Source organism: Gemmatimonas sp. (assembly GCF_046594945.1).
Taxonomy (GTDB): Bacteria; Gemmatimonadota; Gemmatimonadetes; order Gemmatimonadales; family Gemmatimonadaceae; genus Gemmatimonas.
In genome coordinates, this window is record NZ_JBKJRB010000075.1 from 14,477 (window position 1) to 36,426 (window position 21,950).

General features: G+C 63.2%; 18 protein-coding genes. 14 read left to right on the forward strand and 4 right to left on the reverse strand.

All coding sequences use genetic code 11. The features are described 5' to 3' along the window. Nucleotides 1-59: 59 nt before the first annotated feature. Entirely contained in the window at nucleotides 60-710 is a 651-nt protein-coding gene (gene upp / locus ACLL97_RS08335) for a uracil phosphoribosyltransferase (RefSeq protein WP_411280011.1), read from the reverse strand. 53 nt (nucleotides 711-763) lie between these two features. On the opposite strand from upp, the gene ACLL97_RS08340 reads away from it, so the two are divergent. The 6 genes from ACLL97_RS08340 (at nucleotide 764) to ACLL97_RS08365 (ending at nucleotide 9,681) form a co-directional block, all read left to right on the forward strand. Then, the gene (locus tag ACLL97_RS08340) at nucleotides 764-2,206 is read left to right on the forward strand and encodes a phosphatidylglycerol lysyltransferase domain-containing protein (protein ID WP_411280012.1); all 1,443 of its coding nucleotides are present in this window, start codon (nucleotides 764-766) and stop codon (nucleotides 2,204-2,206) included. Nucleotides 2,207-2,268: 62 nt separating this feature from the next. Beyond that, complete coding sequence (locus ACLL97_RS08345) at nucleotides 2,269-2,862, forward strand: TIGR00730 family Rossman fold protein (protein ID WP_411280013.1); 594 nt, start codon at nucleotides 2,269-2,271, stop codon at nucleotides 2,860-2,862. A gap of 156 nt (nucleotides 2,863-3,018) precedes the next feature. Next, nucleotides 3,019-5,895, forward strand: a complete 2,877-nt coding sequence (locus tag ACLL97_RS08350) for an ATP-binding protein (RefSeq protein WP_411280014.1) — start codon at nucleotides 3,019-3,021, stop codon at nucleotides 5,893-5,895. After that, entirely contained in the window at nucleotides 5,892-6,614 is a 723-nt protein-coding gene (locus ACLL97_RS08355) for a response regulator (RefSeq protein WP_411280015.1), read from the forward strand. The genes ACLL97_RS08350 and ACLL97_RS08355 overlap by 4 nt, the downstream gene beginning before the upstream one ends. Before the next feature lie 407 nt (nucleotides 6,615-7,021). Next, nucleotides 7,022-8,554: a sigma 54-interacting transcriptional regulator gene (locus ACLL97_RS08360; RefSeq protein ID WP_411280016.1), complete on the forward strand. Its 1,533-nt coding sequence runs from the start codon at nucleotides 7,022-7,024 to the stop codon at nucleotides 8,552-8,554. Nucleotides 8,555-9,312: 758 nt separating this feature from the next. Then, nucleotides 9,313-9,681, forward strand: coding sequence for an ArsR/SmtB family transcription factor (locus ACLL97_RS08365; protein ID WP_411280017.1), 369 nt, complete (start codon nucleotides 9,313-9,315; stop codon nucleotides 9,679-9,681). A gap of 89 nt (nucleotides 9,682-9,770) precedes the next feature. Here ACLL97_RS08365 and ACLL97_RS08370 read toward each other — a convergent pair whose 3' ends face one another. Further along, the gene (locus ACLL97_RS08370) at nucleotides 9,771-10,289 is read right to left on the reverse strand and encodes a hypothetical protein (RefSeq protein WP_411280018.1); all 519 of its coding nucleotides are present in this window, start codon (nucleotides 10,287-10,289) and stop codon (nucleotides 9,771-9,773) included. A 325-nt stretch (nucleotides 10,290-10,614) separates the two neighbouring features. Here ACLL97_RS08370 and ACLL97_RS08375 point away from each other — a divergent pair, with 325 nt between their 5' ends. Continuing rightward, on the forward strand, nucleotides 10,615-12,075 hold the full coding sequence (locus ACLL97_RS08375) for an MBL fold metallo-hydrolase RNA specificity domain-containing protein (protein WP_411280019.1): 1,461 nt from the start codon (nucleotides 10,615-10,617) through the stop codon (nucleotides 12,073-12,075). A 63-nt stretch (nucleotides 12,076-12,138) separates the two neighbouring features. Beyond that, a complete protein-coding gene (locus ACLL97_RS08380; protein ID WP_411280020.1) occupies nucleotides 12,139-12,834 on the forward strand; it encodes a YdcF family protein in 696 nt (231 codons plus the stop codon). A 26-nt stretch (nucleotides 12,835-12,860) separates the two neighbouring features. Here ACLL97_RS08380 and ACLL97_RS08385 read toward each other — a convergent pair whose 3' ends face one another. Continuing rightward, complete coding sequence (locus tag ACLL97_RS08385; RefSeq protein WP_411280021.1) at nucleotides 12,861-14,156, reverse strand: leishmanolysin-related zinc metalloendopeptidase; 1,296 nt, start codon at nucleotides 14,154-14,156, stop codon at nucleotides 12,861-12,863. A 135-nt stretch (nucleotides 14,157-14,291) separates the two neighbouring features. Further along, nucleotides 14,292-16,148, reverse strand: coding sequence for a leishmanolysin-related zinc metalloendopeptidase (locus ACLL97_RS08390; protein ID WP_411280022.1), 1,857 nt, complete (start codon nucleotides 16,146-16,148; stop codon nucleotides 14,292-14,294). Nucleotides 16,149-16,243: 95 nt separating this feature from the next. Between ACLL97_RS08390 and ACLL97_RS08395 the strand changes: the two genes are divergently transcribed. From ACLL97_RS08395 to ACLL97_RS08420, 6 genes are all read left to right on the forward strand, one after another. Then, nucleotides 16,244-17,554, forward strand: coding sequence for a M16 family metallopeptidase (locus ACLL97_RS08395; RefSeq protein ID WP_411280023.1), 1,311 nt, complete (start codon nucleotides 16,244-16,246; stop codon nucleotides 17,552-17,554). Continuing rightward, nucleotides 17,551-19,005: a M16 family metallopeptidase gene (locus ACLL97_RS08400; RefSeq protein ID WP_411280024.1), complete on the forward strand. Its 1,455-nt coding sequence runs from the start codon at nucleotides 17,551-17,553 to the stop codon at nucleotides 19,003-19,005. The genes ACLL97_RS08395 and ACLL97_RS08400 overlap by 4 nt, the downstream gene beginning before the upstream one ends. Nucleotides 19,006-19,011: 6 nt before the next feature. Further along, nucleotides 19,012-19,638 (forward strand): SET domain-containing protein, encoded by a 627-nt coding sequence (locus ACLL97_RS08405; RefSeq protein ID WP_411280025.1) that lies wholly within the window; start codon nucleotides 19,012-19,014, stop codon nucleotides 19,636-19,638. Further along, nucleotides 19,638-20,195, forward strand: coding sequence for an NUDIX hydrolase (locus tag ACLL97_RS08410; protein WP_411280026.1), 558 nt, complete (start codon nucleotides 19,638-19,640; stop codon nucleotides 20,193-20,195). Before ACLL97_RS08405 ends, ACLL97_RS08410 begins: the two co-directional genes overlap by 1 nt. A 264-nt stretch (nucleotides 20,196-20,459) precedes the next feature. Continuing rightward, a complete protein-coding gene (locus ACLL97_RS08415; RefSeq protein ID WP_411280027.1) occupies nucleotides 20,460-21,104 on the forward strand; it encodes a sigma-70 family RNA polymerase sigma factor in 645 nt (214 codons plus the stop codon). A gap of 218 nt (nucleotides 21,105-21,322) precedes the next feature. Beyond that, nucleotides 21,323-21,928, forward strand: coding sequence for an anti-sigma factor family protein (locus ACLL97_RS08420; protein ID WP_411280028.1), 606 nt, complete (start codon nucleotides 21,323-21,325; stop codon nucleotides 21,926-21,928). The last annotated feature ends 22 nt before the right edge of the window (nucleotides 21,929-21,950 follow it).

Consider the following 21,950-nt stretch of genomic DNA (forward strand, 5'->3'; position numbering starts at 1 on the left):
AGTGAGGGGTATGGGGTAGGGGTCCGCCGTACTCCCGACTCCGTGTCCCGAGGTCGCACTCAGCGTGTGCCGAACAACCGGTCGCCAGCGTCGCCGAGTCCGGGCAGGATGTAGCCGTGCTCGTTGAGTTGTCGGTCGAGTGCGGCGGTCAGGATCGGCACATCCGGATGTTCGCGCGCGAGTCGTTCCACCCCTTCCGGTGCCGCGACGAGACAAAGGAAGCGGATGCGTGTGGCACCGGCGCGCTTCAATGACGTCACGGCGGCGGCGGCGCGGCCGCCCGTGGCCAGCATCGGGTCGAGGAGGAGGAAATCACGCTCGCTCACATCGCCCGGCACCTTGAAGTAGTAGTCCACCGGCTCGAGTGTATCGTGATCGCGATAGAGTCCGATGTGGCCTACCCTCGCTGATGGCATGAGGCGCAGGATGCCTTCCACCATCCCGAGACCAGCGCGCAGAATGGGAACGAGAGTGAGCTTCTTGCCACGCACCGACCACCCGTGTGTCGTCTCGAGCGGTGTGTCTACCGGCACCGGCTCCAACGCCAGATCGCGCGTGGCCTCGTAGGCCATCAGCATGGCGATCTCGTCCACTAACTCTTTGAACTGTTTGGTTGGTGTCGCGCGGTCGCGCAGGAGTGTGATCTTGTGCCGGACCAACGGGTGGTCCACGATGCTGAGCGTGGGAAACGTGCGCGGCGAGGTGGGCATGTGTTCGAAGGTAGCCGTGGCCGGCAGTCTCCCGGTAGTATCCGACTGTCTCTGTGCCCGTTTCCTCGGCTTCCGTCACTGTGCGCGATGATGCGCGTGCGCTCGCGCTGATCCAGCGCCATGGGCGCACGGCGACCGCATTTCGCGCGCTCGGTGCGGGGCTGGAGCATTGGTTTCTGGATGACGAACGGGGCGATCGCGGACTGGTGGCATATCGTCGGACGCCCGGCGCGATGGTCTCGGCCGGCGAGCCGGTGACCGCGCCGCACGACGCGATCGCGGTGGCCGAAGCGTTTGTGGCGTTCGCGGCAGCGCAGCGGTGCCGCGTAAGCTTCTTTGCGACCGAGGGCATTCTCGCATCGTCGCCGCGATTCCGCCGCATGCTGTTGGGCGAGCAGCCGGTGTGGGACCCACAGTCGTGGGCCGAGCAGTTGTCTCATCACCGATCGCTGCGCGAACAGTTGCGCCGCGCACGGGCGAAGGGCGTCACAGTGCAGTCGCTCGATGCCGACGCGATGCGCGAGCCGGATCGTCGCGCGCTGCTGGAGGCGCTGATCGACCGATGGTTCGCTTCGCGGACGATGCCGCGCATGGGATTTCTGGTGGAAGTCGAACCGTTCGCGTGGTTGGCACTGCGGCGCTCGATGGTCGCGATGCGCGGCGGAGTTCCAGTAGCGCTGTTGTCTATGGTGCCGGTGCCGACGCGTGATGGGTGGTTGTTTGAGCATCTGCTGCGCGATCCGGACGCACCGAACGGCACCGCAGAGTTATTGGTTGACCACGCACTGCGGGCGCTGGCCGCCGATGACGTGCGTTGGGTCACACTCGGGTTGGCGCCCCTCGCTGGACCGGTAAGCGGATGGTTGCGCACCACGCGGCGCTGGTCACGTCCGTTGTTCAACTTCGACGGGCTGGCGTCGTTCAAACGAAAGCTGCGCCCGCAGCAGTGGGAACCGATTTATCTCGCGTATCCCCGCGAGCAATCGAGCGTGCGTGCCATGCTGGACGGATTGCGTGCCTTCGCCGGTGGATCATTGTGGCGATTCGGCCTACGCACTCTGCTACGGGGACCGGCGGTGCTGCTACATGCGCTCGAGTGGATGCTGATTCCATGGGCCGTGTTGCTGGCCTTGGCGCCGACCTCTCCGTGGTTTCCGTCGGGCGTGGTGCAGGGCGTGTGGGTGTTCTTCGACGTGCTGCTGCTGTTTGCCCTGCGCGCGCTGCGCGCGAGCGGAAGCACATCGGGCGCGGCGGCGCGACGTGCCGCATGGCGCCTGAGTCGGGCGCTGGCGATTGCCGTGTCGTTGGACGCGGTGCTCACGATCGTACAGGCCATCTGGTGGAACCGCTCCGCCGTACAGGCCATCTGGTGGAACCGCTCCGCTACCGATCGTGCACTTGGCTGGGCGGTTGTCCTGATCGCCTGCCTCGGGCCCGCCGTGGCGGCCGTGATGCTGTGGGGTGCGACCCGTCGCATGAATACGCTTCGGCATTAGCTTTTTGCATGGCCACTGCATCCAGCGACCCCGACCTTGCGTCCACATCCGCTTCCGCTCGAGTGTCTGCACCGATGCAGCGAATGGCGGTCTACTGCGCCTCCAATGAAGGAGCCCGTCCGGAGTATCTCGCGTGCGCTCGGACACTCGGCACATTGATGGCCCAGCGTGGACTCACGGTGGTGTATGGCGGGGGTCGGGTCGGGTTGATGGGTGCCCTCGCCGACGCGGCGTTGGCCGCCGGCGGCGAAGTCATCGGCGTGATGCCGCACGGTCTGGTGCAGCGCGAAGTCGCGCATCATGGATTGACGTCCCTGCGGGTAGTGGGATCAATGCACGAGCGCAAGGCGATGATCGTGGAGCTCTCCGACGCCTTTATCACACTCCCCGGGGGCCTGGGGACGCTCGAGGAGTTTTTTGAGACCTGGACCTGGGCGCAGCTCGGTGTTCACCAAAAGCCGATCGGGCTTTTCGATGTGGAGGGATACTGGAGTCCACTGGTGGCGCTGCTGGACCATGTGGACGCCGAGGGCTTTCTTCGCGGAAATCCGCGCGAGTGGTTGGTGGTCAGCGATGAGGCCTCGTCGATGCTCACTCGGCTGCAGACGTTCCACGCACCGACGGTGCGTCGTTGGCTCCGACTCGGCGAAACGTGAACTGCACTGCGCGCTGACCATGCAGCCGATCGGCTGCACCTAGCAACGGGGGCCGAGCCCATCGAGAATCCGTCTGGTATGCAAGCTGAAGGTTGGGAATCGACTCCGCGCACGTCAGATCCACGCGTTACGTGTGGGCTTGCCGTTGCTGCGATCGTGTTGACTGTGCCGAGCCTGTTGGGCTGGCTTTTCGGCATTCCGTGGCTTGTGCAACCGTTTGAGACCTTTGCGCCGGCCCGATTGGGCGGCACCGTGATGATCGTAACGGGCGCCGGCGGCATGCTCGCGAAACTGGCTGGACGTCGTCCCCTGTCGCGTCGTCTGGCCGTGCTGTGTGGATTGGCTGCTTCGCTCGCCCTCATATTGGCTTGGCAGAATGCGCCGCTGCCGCTGGAGGCATTCGCCCGCGCCCGGGTTGGTGACTCGTCGCCCCTTCGCGACATTCCGATATCGGCGGCGCTGTTGTATCTGTTGTACAGCACGGCGCTGTACCTGCTGGCCTCGGAGTCACCGTCGGAGCGCCGTCGCGCCATAACCGGCACGTTGTCGGCGCTGCTGGTGGCTAGTAGCGGGGTATTACTGTTGGCGCAGCTCGCCGGGATGCTGGGCTCCGACGGCGCGGCGGCGGCCGCTCGCGCGCCATTACATAGTTTGCTGGCGTCGTTGCTGTTGGGTACGGCGCTGCTACAGCGCACCACGGCGCATGAGGCTCGCACCAAAGCGCCCCCGCGTTGGGCCCCGGTCCTGGCCGGCGCCAGTACGATGCTGCTGGTGCTTGTGCTCTGGCAGGCGTTGGTCGCGCGCGAACTGTCGCAGACCCGCGCCCGGGCCGCAATTGCCGCCGATGCGCTGGATCGCGCGGTGCAGCGGCAGCTTCTTGCGGTCGATCGTGCGCTCGGTCGTACGGCGGCGTTTCTCTCGGGCGCGGGTCTCATCGATGACGCGGCGTGGACCACTGTGTTCCCGCGGCTGGTCAATGAGACGCCCGGGCTGGCCGGAATGGTCTGGCTTGATTCCGCCGGCACCGTGTTGCGCGCCATTCCCTCGGCGCCGCTTTCGCCGATCGTGCAGCGTCAGCTCCTCGACTTCGTGTCGCGCCGGTATCATGCCGACCGTGCGTCGGTCAAGCCGACCGCATCGCTCACGTCGATCGTGCCTTATGTCCTCGCGCTACACGACGCGCCGTGGGGGATGGCGCTGATGTACCCGATCGATTCGCCGCCGTCTGTGGCCGCGTACGGTCGCACGGTCGTGGTGGGCTTTGTAGACGAGGCGGCGTTGATCGGCGAGTTCACAAGCGACGTGCGTGGCGGATTTTCGGTCGCCGTCTCGCGGGGGGACTCAATCATCTCCGGTCGCGTGGCGTCGACGTCGCCCGAGTATACCGCGCCGCTGAAACTCGGTGCGCGTGCGCTCACGATGTCGGTATCACAGGCCCCCGGTACGTCGCGTTCTACACTGCCCGAACTGGTGTTGCTCCTTGGCCTCTCGGTGGCTGTGCTGCTGTCGGTCACCATGTGGCAGCAGCGCGAGATGTTGGCGCAGGCCAGCAGTGAAGGGATACAGCGCATGCAGCGGGCCATCGAGCGGGCCACTGATGGTGTGTGGGAACTCGATGTCCTTCGAGGGGCGATGCATCGCAGTCCGGCGCTGCTGCGCTACCTCGGAATCGAACCGTGGGTGCTCGAGGGTGGATTCGCCGCGTGGTCCGCGCTCATTCATCCCGATGACCGTGCGGCGTACGCACGCGCCCTCGACGCGCACGTGCGCGGTCACGCCGAGGCGTTCGAGTGCGAGTATCGGCTGCGCGCGGGCGACGGCTCATGGCATGCGTTGGTCGATCGCGGCCGGGTCGTGGAACGCACGGCCGACGGCAGTCCTGCACGCCTGCTGGGCATTTCCGCCGACGTCACGGAGCGCGCGCTGGCCGACGCGTCGCGCGACGAAAGCGATCGCCGATTTCGGGCGATGTTCGACACGGCGAATCAAGTGCAGCTGCTGCTTGACTACGACGGCAGTATTTTGGAAGCGAACCGCGCGGCCGGTGAGCTGGCGGGGACCACGGCGGACGCGCTGCCGGGTGTTCGCTTCTGGCTGTCACCGTGGTGGGCCGATGACGCGCTCACCGGCGAGCGGGTACAGGATCGCTTCGTGAAGGCGCGTGCCGGCGATACGAATCGATTCGAAGTCGAGATCGGGCGCCCCGGTGATCGGGTAGTGACGATCGACTTTTCGCTCAAACCGATTCGGGATCACGAGGAGAAGGTGGTGCAGGTGCTGGTGGAGGGGCGCGATCTGACGGTGCGTAAACGAGCCGAGGAATCCCTGCGTGAGATCGGTGCCTTGACCACGATGGGACAGCTCGCGGCGAGCGTGGCGCACGAGATCAACAATCCGCTTGCCGGTATCCAGAACGCATTTCTCCTGATTCGCGGGGCGATTCCTACGGATCATCCGCACTATCGGTTCGTGGGCGCGATCGAGCGGGAAATTGCGCGTATCGCGGCGGTCACGCGGCAGCTGTACGAGACGTACCGTCCCGACCAGTCGATGATTGCACAATCGTCGGTGATCCTGGCGGTGACCGATGCCGTGAGTTTTCTCGAACAGGTGAATCGCGTTCGTCAGGTCAACATCGTGACCGATCTGTCGCGCGCCCCTTCGCTTGTGCCCGTGCCCGATGCGCTTCTTCGACAAACGATGTACAATCTTGTACAAAACGCGTTCGACGCGTCACCGGCCAGTGGTACGATCACGGTGACCGCCATGGTGGAGCAGGACGAGTGCGTCTTACGTGTGACCGATGAGGGGCCTGGTGTTCCTGATGCGCTCCGACAGCGCATCTTCGACCCGTTCTTCAGTACGAAAGATCGCACTGTCAAAACGGGTGGTATGGGTATCGGTCTTTCGCTGGTCAGGCAGTCCGTTCACGCCGTGGGCGGCTCCATTGTCGTACATGATCGGCCACAAGGCGGGACTGAATTCGAAGTCCGTCTGCCGATGACCCCTTTGGATACCGGAGTGCTGCGATGAGTCGCGGACGAATTCTGATTGCGGATGACGAACCCACATTTCTCAACTCGACCGCCGAGTTGCTGCGTCGGGAAGGATTCACGGTCGATACGGTCGATGACGCTGCCTCGGCGCTGGCCGCGATCTCGGCAGCGACGTACGACCTGCTGATTACGGACCTTGAGATGCCTGGGAATGCGGATCTGGATCTGGTGCAGCAGGTGGCGCACCTGAGCGGCGGTCTGCCGATCATCATAATTACGGGATTCCCGTCGGTTCGGTCGGCTGTTGCCTCTATTGAACTCCCGGTGGCCGCCTATCTGGTGAAGCCGATTCACTTTCCGGAGTTGCTGAAGCGCGTCGCGAGTGCGGTTGCGCGCTTTCGCTCGTATCAGGCGATGCAAAGCGCGGAGGCGCGGCTTCGCGAGTACCGGTCGCAGGTGGAGGCACAGCCGGTGGCGCCGGCCACCGAAGGACAGGGCGTCGATACGTTCTTAGCGCTCACGCTGCGCAATGTGATGGGATCACTGACTGATCTCGAACAGCTGGGACGAGCGCTGGCGGGACAGCAAACGCTGCAACCGCACCCCTGCCAGCTCATGAACTGTCCGCGTGGCGCTCAGCTCCAGTCGGCCGTGGAAGAAACGATCGCCGTCCTCGAGGAGACCAAGGGCGCGTTTAAGTCGAAGACACTCGGCGACTTACGTCATAGACTGGAACTTCTGGTCAAACTGGTGTAACAGCGCGGGGCAGCCAGGATGTGGAGATTTGTGTGAGTTCTGCACATCAAAGTGCGACCTGTGACACACTTTGTGACAGTTCAGCCTTGCGTGACTGGATGGACCGAACGATTATCTAGTCGCGGTTCACGATGAGATGGCGGGGTTCGCAACCGCACAGAATGGCCGCCAAGCATCACTTGCAGGAAGACATATCGGATCGCTCGATCGATCCAACCTTGACGACGGGATGCCGATCCCGGAGTTGAAGGCGCGAAGTCTCGCTCTCGTTGAGAGCAGATCTCGCGCCTTTTTGTTTTCCCGGTCTGTGATGTGCCGCACGTACGCGAAGCGTATCACCGATATGCACGTTACGCCCACCACGGACAGAATGCCTTCGGGTCACTGTCCAAAACGAGACTCCGCTTATGAGCAACGTCGCTCTGTACAACGTCGATCCCTCCACGCAGGTCCGCAGCGCACTGGCTTCACCGCGCTCTCCGGCCGCACGCGCGAGTCATCTTCGAATTGCAGCTCGAGGGAGTTCAGGCCAAACGTCCACGAAGATGCGCATTTTGGTGGTCAGTGAGCGTATGTCGTTTGTGGACGCGCTGCGTGCCATTGTGGAAGCAGACGGCCGCGATCTCTTGCACGCCGCCCAGGCAGCGGGTGTGTGCGAGAACATCACCCGGGCTGAGATCAACGTTGTGATCGCCGACCAGCAGCTTCCGGGCGACGACGCGTTTCGTCTGCTTGATGAACTGCATGAGGTACACCCGATGCTGCTGACCGCGATGGCGACAGCGCCTGGCGCTACGAACGCCGCGATCAAGGCGTTCGAGCGTGGCGCGGCAGACTACATCAACACGCCGGTTCAGCGTGATGAGGTGATCGCCTATCTGCGTCGTGCCGACACCATGACGACCCTGCGCGTGGAGACGACGCCGGAGCCGGACGCCGAGGTCAACGAATTCCGCGGTATGTACGGCACGACGCCGGTGATGCGGGACGTGTTTCGGATGATCTCTCGTGTGGGTCGTACCGACGTGACGGTGCTGGTGGGCGGTGAGAGCGGTACCGGCAAGGAATTAGTCGCGCGTGCGCTGCATGATGAAAGCGCCCGGCGTCACAAGCCGTTTATCGCGCTCAACTGTTCGGCGTTGCCATCGGAGCTGGTGGAGAGTGAGTTGTTCGGCCATACGCGTGGCGCGTTCACGGGAGCCGTGAAGGATCGTGGCGGGCTGTTTGAAGCGGCGCACGGCGGTACGCTCTTTCTCGACGAGATCGGAGACCTCGGCCCATTGGCGCAGGCGAAAGTGCTGCGCGCGCTCGAGAGCGGTGAAGTGATGCGGGTCGGTGGTACAAAGACCACGCGCGTGGATGTGCGCGTGATTGCGGCCACGAACCGCCCGCTCGACGAGATGGTCGCCGATGGACGTTTCCGTGAAGATCTCCTATACCGTTTGAAGGTGATCTCGCTGGCGCTTCCACCGCTGCGCGATCGCAAGTCCGATGTGCCCTTGCTCTCGAGTCACTTCCTTCACGTGTTCGCCGAGCGTCATGGCTTGCCGGCGCGAAGGATCAGCGACGACGCGAGCGAGATTCTGCTGAACTACGACTGGCCAGGCAACGTCCGCGAACTGCGCAATGTGATCGAAGGTGCGTTGGTCATGGCGGACGGCGTGGAGATCTGCCCATGCGATCTTCCTCGGAGTCTTACAACGCAGCGTCCTATGCGCGTGATGTCGATCATGGAGCAGTCGGCCGACCTGCCGTTCGTGGAAGCGCGTGAGCGAGCCCTGCGGGAGTTCGACCGCGCGTTCCTCGGTGCGGCACTGGCGCGCAACGGCGGCAATATTGCGCGCACTGCGCGCGCGCTGGGACTTCATCGCCAGTCGCTGCAGAAGTTGCTGGCTCGTCGCGACCTGCGGCATCCGACTGAGATGCAGCGGGACCTGTAACCGGGAGCGCGATGCCAGCGGCGTGCCGGCTACCGGGGTCGGCTAACGTTGAGTCCGGTAGTGTATGTCATCGCGCGGTGGCGCATCGCGCACGCTGAATGGTGCACCTTCTCATGTGAAGCGAGCGGTACCATGCACTGCATGACCACGGCGTGTGTGGTGTCAGATGTGATCGTTGTTCACGATCGCTCTGTGACACACGTCTCGCGTTTCGCGATGCGATGTTGACCCGGCGGCGTCTCATCAATGACGTACAGTGCGTCGAACCGCGTGAATTCTTTCGGTTGTTGTGCGGCAACTCACGTGTGCCGCGATGTGACACGTGTTAACGTACTTGGATCAGTGTCGGAACGCACGTTTGTGCACGCGGCGCGGCGCAAAACATGCAAGATCATTTCGATATCGATCGCAGCAACCGATTTGCTCGACGAAGAGCGATCACCCATCTCGACCGGAGAGGGCATGCACCACCTCATGAGTCGTTTCACCACGGTACTGCTCCACTACGTGAAGGATCTGCTCCACCGAGCACACATTGGGTCGATCACCGAATGGCCGACGCATCGCGAGTGGTAAGTGCGTGATGTCGTCCGAAGCCACAGGTGAGTGACGGCGTACTGAATTGAGCCTATTGCGAAGATTGCCCGCGGTCTGTCCCTGTCCAACTCGGGATTACACGGATAAGATTGGGTGTCGCGCCTGTAGCGCGGCCGTCGTCGTCCAATCGACGAGAAATGATAAGACTATGCGAGGTCGAGATGGGTCGATTTACTTTGACAGATGGTGTCCTTCCAGTGGTCGCGGAGCGTTTTAAGGCTCTGTCAGAGCCCGCTCGTTTGGAATTGCTCAGGTCGCTGCAGTATGGTGAGCAGACGGTGAACCAGTTGGTAACGGGAACCGGGCTCGGGCAGGCGAACGTGTCCAAGCACCTTCAGGTTCTCCACGCGCACGGGTTCGTGAAGCGCCGCAAAAATGGGCTTTTCGTGCACTACATGCTGGCTGACCGCCAAGTCATGAAGCTGTGTGAGCTCATGTCCCTCCGGAGCACAGAGCATGCTGCGGGAATCAGCCAAGGAAATGGTCGTGTATCGATCGGCCGACTCGAGGACGTTGATGAGGTGAGGTGAGGGTGTTTGAGAGGGTGAGCTTGCCCCGTTTCGGTAGATCGCTCTTCGCTATTTAAGAGGAGGCCTTTCCGAACCGCCCGCTTGCCGCCTCACGATCCCTTGGGCTTAGCCTTGGGCGACTTTACACTCACGCCAGACTCGTTGATGGCCCGCTCGGCTGGCGCGACGACGTCGATGACAACGGATGCGTACAGCGCTCCAGAAATTTCTGCACCACCGTTCGGCACCTTCACGAGGAGCTGCGCCGTTCGCAAGCTACTGGCAAAGCGCGCTGTGCCTCGCACCCCCGAATCTGTCGCCTGCGAGCGAGCGACCCGCGCATCATTTGCTTTCATCACATACTCGAGTCGCACGTCGGCCGGCTGGCGTTCACCGACGGTACTTGGCGCCTTGCCCGAAAACTCCACCCGGTACTCGCCGCCCTCGGCAAACGCGATGCTGAATTTGCCTTTTGTATCGCTGGTGTCCAGAACGAGCATCTGTCCGCCGGGGTTCTTTCCGCCCTTGACGATGATTCCCCCGATTGGCCCCCCCGGCGTTGGCGCAGCAGCGACGGAAACAACGGTCACGGCGAGAAGGGAGAGCACCGTACGGGTACGACGGATCATGAGGTTGCCTGGTGGAGGTACTAATGACGCGGCGCGTCGAGGCGTTGGTGATGAGCAAGCAACGTGACAGACGCGCGGCGGGCGCATACACGAAATACGATCGAGTTGGGCTTCTATAACGGGCTCATCGGACATGGCCAGCGGCAGCCGACGGTGTCGCGATTCTGAGCCAATGCCGAAAGTACGCTTGCTCGAGTCTCATTCGGCGCCTCAGAATGGCCTGCTCCGAAGCCCTTTGTCACGAATGTCTTTGCTAAAGCCGAGAATAATCGCGCTCAATCGCGCGTAGTGGCTAGCTAAATGTCTTCTCAGAAGGAAGTTAGAGGTGACGACGTCTTCCCGACGTCGGACGATCACATTTCTTGTCTCGAAAACATCGGCTGAAACCATGCAGATCGAGTTCTCCGGCGCCGCTCAGGAAGTCACCGGCTCCTGCCATATTCTCCGCGTCGGTCCTCGCACGGTGTTGCTCGACTGCGGGCTGTTTCAGGGGAAGCGCAGCGATTCCCGGGCGAAGAACTTAAAGCTCCCGCTCCCGGTCGACGAAATCGATGCCATCGTGCTCTCACACGCCCATATCGATCACGCCGGCCGCCTGCCCTTCCTGACCGCCCAGGGCTACAAGAACAGCATCTGGGCCACCTCGGCCACGCGCGATCTCTGCGCCCTCATGCTGGCCGACTCGGCGCATATCCAGGAAAAAGATGCTGACTTTCTTGAGCGGCACGGCCGGCCACATGCCGAGCCGCTGTATCGTGTGGAGGATGCCACGCGCACGCTCGAGCAAATGATCGGCATGCCGTACCATAAGTGGTTCGAGGTCACCGACGGTGTGCGCGCCATGTACACGGAAGCCGGACACATTCTGGGCAGCGCGTCGGTTGTGCTGGAGTTGCGTGAGGGCAATGAATTCCGTCGCGTGGTCTTCTCCGGAGATGTCGGACGGCACGATCTCCCGATTATCCGCAATCCCGAGCCACCCACTGGTGGCGCGCACGTGATTCTGTGTGAGAGCACGTACGGCAATCGCGATCATGAGTCGGTGGAGGGCGCACGCGAGGAACTGGGGCGCGTGGTGCGGGAAACAGCCGCCCGTGGTGGCCGCGTGCTGATTCCTGCGTTTGCGGTGGGGCGCACGCAGGAGCTGGTGTACGACCTGCATCAATTGCATCGCGCCGGCAAGATCCCGACGGTGCCGATCTTCATCGACTCGCCGCTGGCGACCCACGCGACGTCGGTGTTCGCGATGCACCCGGAAGTCTTCGACCACAGCGAAGATCTGGTACGTCACACGAGCGACCTCTTCGACTTCCCGCTGGTGAAGTTTACGCGCGATGTGAACGAATCAAAGGCGTTGAACAGCATGCATGGCCCGATGATCATCATCGCGGCCTCGGGGATGGTGGAGTCTGGGCGGATTCTGCACCACCTGCGCAACGGGGCCAGCGATGCGCGCAACACGATTCTGATCGTGGGCTTCATGGGTGAGCACACTCTCGGCCGTCGCATTTTGGAGCGGCGACCGGTGATCAAGATTTTCGGAGAGGAAGTCGAACTCGCCGCACAGGTAGAAGTGCTGAACGGCTACAGCGCTCACGCCGACCGTACGGAACTACACACCTGGCTGAAAGCGGTGCGTGACGGCGGCGTCGCCGAAGGCCGGAATCAGCCGCACGTGTACCTGGTGCACGGTGAACAGCCGGCGCAAACGGCGTTCGCCGAGCAGCTGCGGGCCGATCACTTCACGGTGGATGTCCCGGCGCCCGGCACCGTCGTGACGTTGTAGTCGCATTCCCGGCCCGGGGCTGTTGTGCCGTCGCGACGGGCCCGCATGCAGTAGTTTGGCAAGATGGAACGCGTAGCCCGTCGTCGGTATCGACCCCCCCTCATTCCCCGACTCATCGGCGCGGTGCTGGTGGGGTGGGTGGTGTGTGTGGCCGTCATCTTCGGCTGGTCGAGGCGGGCGGCCGACGGACATGCCGATGCCATCGTGGTCCTCGGCGCCGCGCAGTATGGTGGACGTCCGTCTCCGGTGCTGCGCGCCCGCCTCGACCACGCGCTGGCACTGTGGAAGAGCGATCGAGCCGATCGGGTGGTACTAACCGGCGGTCGTCGCCCGGGCGATCTCATCAGCGAAGCGGCGGCGGGGCGACGGTATCTGGTGCGCCGCGGCGTACCCACCCAGGCCATTCTTTTGGAGGCAGCAGGGCGCACGTCGCTGGCATCCATAGAAGGCGCGGCCGAGCTGCTTAAGGCGTGGCGTGACTCGCTCCCGGCCAACGCGCGAGACACCTTGCCGAATCGCCCCAGCGTGCTGCTGGTGAGCGATCCGTTTCACATGCTCCGACTCGACGTGCTTGCCCGGTTGCACGGTCTGCGTCCGCTGTCGTCGCCCACGCGCACGAGTCCGATCTCGGCCAATCGCGCGGTGGCGATAGAATACATGCTGCGCGAGTCGATCGCGCTGCCCACAGACTTGGCGCTCACGTTCTGGTTGGTGCTTACCGGCGGCTCTGTGAACGCCCCGCTGACGCCGCCACGGTAGCGGCACGGCGCCGAGGCGCCGCATTGCTATTTCAGGGCTGGTCGGACCAGACGTCGCGACCCGCTTCGTTCGACTTCATACAGCGGCGCCGTGGCGATGTCGTCGCCGAATGACCTCGCGGTGCCTTCGCTCGCGCCGAGACTCATGGAGCGTATTGCCGTGAGAAATGAGTAGCTGTCAGCGCCGGTCATGGTGGTGACATAGCCCATGTCACTCAGCGACGCGATGGTGATACGGCTCAGTGGCATGCCACCTGGCTGCGAGTAGCCCTGCATCAGTTCGTTTGCAAAAATCGAACGGCGCCAATGCGCGTCGCGCGTTCCCGTAGATCCAGCGTTCTCTACCGGGACCCCGAGTCCAGCGTAACCAAAGCCACTCGTGCTGGCCAACTGCGCGCGCGCCTGCACGCCGTTGAAGTAAGGATCGTCAGTGCCGGCGCCGAGGAGAAACTGGCGCTGGTAATTCCAGAGCGTCCCAATGCCGAGGATGTGCCCCAGCTCGTGCAGCACGACGTTGTCGAGCGTGCCTTGCGACAACAACAGTGCGAGATCGTCCTGATCGAGCTCGAAGAAACCCATGATCGGCAACTTGTTGCCCGAGTTGACATAGCAGGGGCTGGCCTGACCAAGAATCTTTCCCGCTCCGTCGATCGACGCGATACGCACGTACACCAGCAGATCATTGATGCTTTCGTTCACCGCCGGAATCCAACTCTGGCACTCGCCAGCCGGCACGTTCAGGGGAACGGTGCCGACGTCGCCGGTAATGACACGACGCCACCGCGCCACGGCGCTGGCGAATGCTTCACGCTGACGCGCCGTGCCGCCGTCACCAATGAATCGCACGGTAATATCGAACTGCGACGGGCGCAGCGCGGCACGAAACGCGACTGATATGCCGGGCAAGGACGTGGACGAAGCCACCAACGCCTGCGTGGATCCAAGACCCAGCGTCCATACGCCTGCCGACGCGTACCCCGTGCTGTCGGTGACCACCGTGCTGCGCGCCACGGCACCAGAATTTCCCTCCGGCGTGAACGTGACGCTCACGTTGGGTACGGGTCGCCCGGCATTGTTCAGCAGTCGCACGCTAGGCGCAATCGGCAATGCGATATTCGGATCGCCGACCTGATTATCACCATCGGCCGCGACGAGCGATGCCGGTACTCGCGCCGACGTGCTGACTGCATCGAACGGTGCCGTAACGCTATCACCCGAACAGGCCGAGAACGTGAGAAGCGCGCTCAGTGCGAACGCTACTCGCGTCGCGGTGCGGGACGAGATACTCAGTGATCGGCGAACCGAACGGCCGGTGTAGTTCATACGCAGTCCTGGCGAATGGTTGCGGGCATCCGGCAACTTCGCCGTACCTTGTTGCTACTCGCCCACACCAAGGCCGTTCCTGACACACACACGGGCGTTGTGTTGACGATCACAACGTCGGCACGATCAACCTCGCTAGCGCTTTTGGCGTGGCAGGCGCACAATGCTGCCATCGGCGCGTCGTTGCTTGATCTCGACATCGGGCACAAGGTCGCGGTACGGTGTACCCGAGCTTGGGTCGAATCCGAAGCCGCTTCGGAGTGCAGCCGTGAGCGAAAAGGCATCGGCGGCGGCGAGGTTCACGGTGTAGCCGAGATCCTGCAGTGAACCCACGGTGATGCGGCTGAGCGGTTGCACCTGATTTACCGCGAAGCCCTGCATCAACTCGCGGCCCATGACTGACGTGCGCCAATGCGAGTTCACGGTGCCGGTGCCGCCGGTGTTTTCCACCGGCACCGGATTCCCGGAAAAGGTCACCGTGTTGATGGCCGCGAACTGCGCGCGCGCAGCAGTACCTACGTAGTACGGGTCGTTTGTGATCGTCGTGTTCAGCAGCGCGCGCTGAAAATTCCAGACCGTACCGATGCCAAGCACGTGCCCGATCTCGTGGAGCACGACCTTCTCGAACTGTCCGCGCGCCACGAGCAGCTCGACGTCGTACGTGTCGAACTCCATGAAGCCGAGAAACGGAATCGCGTTGGCGTTCACATAGCAGGGACTGGCCTGTCCGAGGATGTTGCCCACACCCGGTGAGCCCGGCCCGTCGATGGAGTCGATGCGCGCAAAGATCACGGTGTTTTGTACCGTGCCGGTGAGCGCCGGCGACCAATCGCTGCACGAATTTGCGGCGGGGCCGGCGGGGATGTTCAGGTTGGTGACGGTGCCGATGCTTCCCACAATGACCTGCCGCCATTTGGCGACAGCGTTGGCGAAGGCGGTGCGCACCGGCAGAGAGGCGTCACCGACGAAGCGGACGTCCACGTTGAACGCTGACAGCGTCACCGTGGTGGTGAACGTGGCCGACTTGCCGGGGATGACCGAGCTGGTGGCGACGAGCGTCTGCGTGCTCGCGGTGCCGAGACGCCAGCTGCCCACGAAGGCCGTGCCGGTGGCCGGATCGGAGAGAACGGTGCTGCCGGTGACCGTGCCAGAGCTGGGGCCTGGGGTGAAAACCACGGGCACAGTACCAACGGGATTTCCAAAGGCGTCCACCACGCGTACGCCCGGAGGCGTGGCGATGTTGATGCTGGCGACGCCCGGTTGATTGTCTCCGACAACCTTGACGAGATCGACGGCCGGTCCAGCGAGTGCGTTGACGCTGAAGATCGCGGGCTGTGCTCCGGTGGCCGTGGCCGTCACGATCTGCTGCCCGATGGCCGTGCCGACGGTCCAGGCACCGACCGCGGCGATCCCGAGTTCGTTGCTCGATTGCTGCGCACCGAGAATTACCCCGTTGCCCTGCACGATCGTGAAAACCACGACAGTGCCGGCAATCGGGTTGCCGTACTGATCTTCGGCGCGCACCGCGGGCAGCGACGGCACGGGCGTATTCACCGGGGCCTGTTGGTCACCGAGGCTGACCGGCGTGAGCCGCGAAAGCGGACCGGCGGTCGCGGTGGCGGTAAAGGACACGGTAGGGATGCCGTCGGCGGTGGCCTGCAGTGTCTGCTGGCCGGCGGTCGTGCCAAGCGTCCATCCGCCTGAGGTGGCGTCGCCGCTGCTGGTGGTGCGGACGGAATCGTTTACGACCTTGCCGCCACCGCTCGTAACGCGCCAGCGCACCATGACATTCTTGACCCCTTTGCCTTTGGCGTCGGTGATACGCACGGCGGGCACGGCCGCCACCGCCGCCGCCACCGCCGCCGCCACCGTGGTGCTGGCGGTCGCCGCGGCGGCACTCGGCACCTGAAGGTCACTGCCGCAGCCGGTGAGCACACCAAGTGCTCCGACCGTTCCAAGAAGGAGAACCGTACGGCGACTGGAAAACGTCATAAGAGAAATTGCGGTGAGAAATGTTGTGCTGACAACAAGGCGGGTTCTGGGGCGTGGGGTTCCGAGTTGCCTGACCAGCCCCCCAATATTGACCCATGCGCATTCCAGTCGAGAGTTATCACCTCCCGAACGGCCTCCATGTGGTGCTCTCTGAGGATCACACGGCGCCGATCGTCGCGGTCAATTTGTGGTATCACGTGGGTTCGGCCAATGAACGGCTCGATCGCACAGGTTTCGCTCATCTGTTCGAGCATATGCTCTTTCAGGGGTCGGCAAACGTCGAAGCCAACGAGCATTTCGAACTCGTTCAGCGGGCTGGCGGGACGCTGAACGGGTCCACGTGGCTCGATCGGACCAACTACTACGAAACGGTGCCGTCGCATCAGATCGCCCTCGCGCTCTGGCTCGAAGCGGACCGCATGGGGCGGATGCTGCCGGGTCTCACGCAGCAGAAGCTCGACACGCAGCGTGACGTCGTGAAGAACGAACGTCGCTGGTCGGTCGATAATCAGCCCTACGGCACCTGGTGGGAGCGCCTGCCGGCGCTCTGCTTCCCGGAGGAGCATCCGTTCCATCACTCGTTGATCGGGTCCATGGAGCATCTGACCGACGCGTCGCTCGACGACGTTGCCGACTTCTTCCGTACCTACTACACCCCGGACAACGCGGTGCTCACGGTGGCTGGTGATTTTAATCGCACCGAGACGATGCGGCTGATCGAGGAGTACTACGGACCGATCCCCCGTGGCGCGCCCCGCCCGCCGTTGCGCGACATGACCGTGCCGCCCACGTACGGAAACACCCGTCGTACCGTCGTACCCGATGCAGTCGCCTTGCCACGCTTGTTCGTGGCCTGCCGCACCCCAGTGTTTGGCAGCGATGGCTACTACGCGGCGTCGCTCGCTGCTGCCGTGCTGGGCTTGCGCACCGGGTGCCGCCTGGAGCAGTCGCTGGTGCGGAAGCAGCGCATTGCCTCACAAGCGAGCGCCTTCACGTACGATCTGGCGAAAGGCAGCGACCTGTTGGTGGTTGACGCCACCGCCCACCCGGACGTCACGCCGGAACAGCTTGAAGCCGCCGTGCTGGCCGAGCTCGACCATATGCACGAGCTGGGTGTTACCGACGTCGAAGTGCAGCGCGCTCGAGCGCTCATCGAGACGAGCTTTGTGACCAGCATGCAGTCAGCCGCCGAACGCGCCGACCAGCTATCGCGCTTTGCGACATACTTCGGTGATGCGACGTTGATCAACGAACAGGTGGCTCGTTACGGGGCGACGACCACGGCGGCGGTGTCCGCGCTCGCGCGCGAGCGGCTTGGTCCCGACAATCGCGCGCTGCTGGTGTTCGTGCCGGCCGAAGAACCGTCGAATGCGGAGCATGCCGAGATGGCGGAGGCTGGCGCATGACGGATACGCTTTCGAGCACGACTCCCGCTGTGACGATGCCGAGCGCGATGCCGAGCGCTTCGCCGAGACCCGGCGCTGGAACGCCTAGCGACTATCGGTTTCCGCACTTTTCCACGCGTATCCTGGCCAACGGTCTGCGTCTGAGTGTGGCGAATGTGCCGGCGTATCCGGTGGTCACCACGCTGGCGGTGATCGAGGCGGGCGCCACGCGCGATCCGCGTGACTTCGAGGGTCTCGCGCAACTCACCACGCGGGCGCTGGCCGAAGGCACGCGTAATATGAACGCGCTCGAGCTCACGTCGCGCCTGGAGATGCTCGGCACCACGCTCGACACCGGCGCCGACTGGGATTCGGCGATCGTGCAGATCACCGCGCTATCGTCGCGCATCGATGATGCTGTCGCGGTGTTGTCGGAAGTGCTGCGCTACCCGGCGTTTCCCGAGTCGGAGTTGGAGCGCATGCGCGGCGAACGGCTCGCTGATCTGGCGCAGCTGCGCGCTGAGCCCCGCGGGCTGTCCGACGTATTTTTCTCGCGGTTGTTGTACAAGCCGGAGTCGCGGTTCGCCCGGCTTGCCGGTGGCGACGAACAGAGCATCATGCGTCTGACGCGTGAGCACGTACAGGCCTATCACGCCGAGTTCTATCGTCCTGACGCCACGGCGTTGATGATGGTTGGTGATATCGATGTGGAGCACGCGGTGAAGCTTGCCAGTGCGCACTTCGGCGATTGGACCGGCAAGGCGCCACCCGTGACGGAGCCGATGGACACGCAGCGCTTTCTCGAGCCTCGCGTGCATCTGGTCCATAAGCCGGATGCGCCGCAGTCGGAGGTGCGCGTCGGGCACGTCGCGATTCCGCGGCTACACGAGGACTACTTCCCCGTGGTGGTGATGAACGCCATTCTCGGCGGACTTTTCTCGTCGCGGCTCAATCTGAATCTGCGTGAAGTGCACGCGTACACGTACGGCGCCCACTCGGCCTTCGATTGGCGTCGTGCCGCCAGCCCGTTCGAAATCTCAACCGCCGTGGAAACGGCGGTCACCGCCGATGCACTACGTGAGATCGCGCTCGAGTTTGCGCGCATTCGTGAAGCGCCGGTGAGTGATGCGGAACTGTCACTGGCCACGAGCTATCTGGTGGGCGTCTTCCCGATTCGATTCGAGACCACCGCCGAGGTCGCGGGAGGATTGGCGAACGTGGAGATCTTCCGCCTGCCGACCAACTACTTCGATACGTATCGTGAGCGGGTGAAGGCGGTCACCGCGCAGGATGTACTGCGGGTGGCGCAAACGCATCTCGATCCGCGTCGCTTACAGGTCGTCGTTGTGGGCGATGCCACCGCGATCCGTCCGACCGTCGAAGCGCTGTCGCTTGGACCGGTCACCGTGTACGACCCGACAGCTGATGATGTCGCTACCGCGCCTGTGTCCTCCTCCTCCTCAGCCTCCTGAAACGACGTGTCGCCAGCGAAGAAAGCCGTAAAGAAGTCTGTTACACCGCGGGTGAAGCCGCCTACGTCGCCGTATTACGAAGTGCGTCGCTCGAAGATCCAGGGACGCGGTGCGTTTGCGATCCTACCCATTCGCAAGGGCAAGAAGATCGATGAGTACTGGGGACAGCCGATCACGCACGAGGAGGCTGACAGGAGGTACGACGATAGCAAAGGCCGTCATCATACGTTCCTGTTTGTGCTTGACGACGATACGGTGCTCGACGCGCGTTATGGCGGCAACGACGCGCGCTTCATCAATCACTCGTGCGATCCCAACTGCGAGACGGTGATCGAAGACGGACACATCTGGATCAAGGCGATCAAGGCGATCAAGCCGGAAACGGAGTTGGCATACGACTACCGCTTCGAGTGGCAGGATGAGTACGAGCCAGAGGATGTGCGCTACTACGCGTGCCGGTGCGGCACTACGAAGTGCCGCGGGACGATACTGCGTATCCCGGTGTATCTGCGTCCGACGATCAAGAAGTGGTTGGCCGGCGATGATGTGCCGTTGCCGAAGAAGCCCAAGAAAGGCGCGAAGAAGGCCGCGAAGAAGGCCGCGGCGAAGTCCATCAAGAACTCCGCCCGCTGATGGCGATCGCGCGGCAGGGGCCTGGCAAGATCATCGGGACACGCGGCTACACCGGGCAGGTGATCTCGATCGACATCGACACCGTTCGGTTTCCCGACGGGTCGACCGGTCAGTTGGAAATGGTGCGGCACCCGGGGGCGAGCGCGGTGGTGCCGTTACTTGGCGACCTCGACGACGATCCTGAGGTGCTGCTGATCCGGCAGTACCGTTATGCAGCCGACGGATACCTATACGAGATCCCGGCCGGCCGTCTGGATGCCGGAGAAGAACCGCTCGCCTGCGCCCATCGCGAGCTGAAGGAGGAAACCGGATACACCGCTTCGCGGGTCGAACATCTGTTCACGATGTTCACGACACCCGGCTTCACCGACGAGAAGATCCATCTTTTCTTGGCGACCGGTCTCGAGGCGGGCGAGTGGAAGCGGGAAGCGGACGAGTTCATGGAGCTGGCGCCAACCAGGTTGTCGCGGGCGCTGTCCATGATCGAGCAGGGCGAGATTCAGGATGCCAAGACGGCGCTCGCACTGCTGTACACCGCTGGCTTCCGTCTAAACTGACAGCTTCTGTCCTCTTTTGGTGTCCCTTTTTATAGACATTGTTGGGAAGAAAGGTCGCCTGCTTGTGTGGTGACGTCAGGCACAGCATCGCAAGTCATTTTGAAATAAGGACTTATGGAGGAATGTTCCGGAAAGTTCCTGTCGGCACGCGCTGTGCACTACCTCAGAGGTGTGCGATGACATGATCTGCCGGATCGTCCGGCCATCTGGTCGAAGCACCGTGAGTCTTCGGGCTCGCGTCACCGCAGGCGGAGGACTCGATCCATGGCCGAACTGGCTCGCACGAAACTGACTTCACAGAACGCCCCCGTGGTGCCGGTGCGAGAGCATTTGCGCAGCATCGAGGACGGAGATGTGGTGTCGGCGTTCCTCGGAGGCGAGGAACGCGCCTTCGAAGAGCTCGTCGACCGGTACCAGGGTCGGCTGCTGAACTTCGTCTATCGCACGATCGGTGACCGCGACCGCGCCGAGGACCTGGTGCAGGAAGTGTTCATTCGCGTGTACCGTCACATCGGCCGTTTCGACCGTTCGAAGAAGTTCTCGACGTGGATTTACACGATTGCGTCGAATTTGGCGAAGAACGAGCTGCGCAATCGCTCTCGCAATCCGCTGGTGCTGTTCCAAACGATCAAGGCCAAGTTCGAAGACGAGGACCGGCCCCTCCAGTTCGAAGATGTGCACACGCGCCCCGACGACCTGTTCCGGAAGCGTCATTTGAAGGAGATGGTGGAGCAGTCGGTGGGTCAGCTGCCGGCGCATCACCGTGAGGTGTTCGTGCTGCGCGAACTGGAAGGCAAGTCGTACGAGGAAATCGCCGAGATTACCGGTGTGAACCTTGGCACCGTAAAGTCACGATTGAATCGTGCGCGCACGGCGTTTGCCGATATTATCGCGCCGTTGGTCCGCTAGTCGGCTATCGAACGACTCGTCACCGTTTACGTTCTGGCCGCCCCAATCTGCAGGCCATCGGTGAAGCAATCGTAGATCAACCCCCCGCCCGGGATTGCCTTGGTGGGGGGTTGTGCGTTTGGATAGAGGCGGCCGGACGGGAGCGCCACGCGGAACCGCTCACCCGGCCACGGGTATCCTGCCGTGCCCCCGTCAAACCGACGGCTGTCATGTCCGCGATGTCTTCTACACGGATCCATATCGTACCGATGGACTGCAAAAGCTTCCGAAAGCAGCATCTAGCCTATCTCGATGACACGCTGCCCGGCGACGAAATGGCCGCCGCGCAGCGGCATGTGATGATGTGCGACGGGTGCGCGGCGCACGATACGCTGGTGCGTCGATCGCTGATGGTGGCCCGCAGTATGCCCACGCTCGAACCGAGCGCCGACTTTCAGGCGCGACTGCGCGCTCGTTTGGCGGAATGCCGGGATGAGTGCCGTGACGAGCGAAGCGCAATGGCCGCCCGCACCGCCTTGCTGAACGCGCCACGGTCGGCGACGTCGCGCAATACTCGGGTAGTGATGGCGGTGGCGGCCAGCGCGATGCTGGGCGCCTTCGTGTGGCAGGGTTGGACCGGCGCCTCCGCGCCCGAGCTGTCGATGCAGCCCGTCATCGCGTCACAGCCGGCGATGCCGACGCCGATTTCGTACATCACGCCCGAGTTGATGCAGGCCATGGCCACCGGTAACCCGGTCTGGCCGGCGACGATGATCATCGAAGACGCCCCGACACGCTTCGTCAGCCACGACTTCACCCTGGCGACCTTTTCCGAATTGCGCTGAAGTTTGACTGGCGATGCCTGAG

Bases quoted from the DNA above. Each gene is read 5' to 3' on its own strand.
- upp (WP_411280011.1), bottom strand. From the start codon at position 710: ATGCCCACCTCGCCGCGCACGTTTCCCACGCTCAGCATCGTGGACCAC.
- ACLL97_RS08355 (WP_411280015.1), top strand. From the start codon at position 5,892: ATGAGTCGCGGACGAATTCTGATTGCGGATGACGAACCCACATTTCTC.
- ACLL97_RS08360 (WP_411280016.1), top strand. From the start codon at position 7,022: ATGAGCAACGTCGCTCTGTACAACGTCGATCCCTCCACGCAGGTCCGC.
- ACLL97_RS08365 (WP_411280017.1), top strand. From the start codon at position 9,313: ATGGGTCGATTTACTTTGACAGATGGTGTCCTTCCAGTGGTCGCGGAG.
- ACLL97_RS08370 (WP_411280018.1), bottom strand. From the start codon at position 10,289: ATGATCCGTCGTACCCGTACGGTGCTCTCCCTTCTCGCCGTGACCGTT.
- ACLL97_RS08380 (WP_411280020.1), top strand. From the start codon at position 12,139: ATGGAACGCGTAGCCCGTCGTCGGTATCGACCCCCCCTCATTCCCCGA.
- ACLL97_RS08385 (WP_411280021.1), bottom strand. From the start codon at position 14,156: ATGAACTACACCGGCCGTTCGGTTCGCCGATCACTGAGTATCTCGTCC.
- ACLL97_RS08390 (WP_411280022.1), bottom strand. From the start codon at position 16,148: ATGACGTTTTCCAGTCGCCGTACGGTTCTCCTTCTTGGAACGGTCGGA.
- ACLL97_RS08395 (WP_411280023.1), top strand. From the start codon at position 16,244: ATGCGCATTCCAGTCGAGAGTTATCACCTCCCGAACGGCCTCCATGTG.
- ACLL97_RS08400 (WP_411280024.1), top strand. From the start codon at position 17,551: ATGACGGATACGCTTTCGAGCACGACTCCCGCTGTGACGATGCCGAGC.
- ACLL97_RS08410 (WP_411280026.1), top strand. From the start codon at position 19,638: ATGGCGATCGCGCGGCAGGGGCCTGGCAAGATCATCGGGACACGCGGC.
- ACLL97_RS08415 (WP_411280027.1), top strand. From the start codon at position 20,460: ATGGCCGAACTGGCTCGCACGAAACTGACTTCACAGAACGCCCCCGTG.
- ACLL97_RS08420 (WP_411280028.1), top strand. From the start codon at position 21,323: ATGTCTTCTACACGGATCCATATCGTACCGATGGACTGCAAAAGCTTC.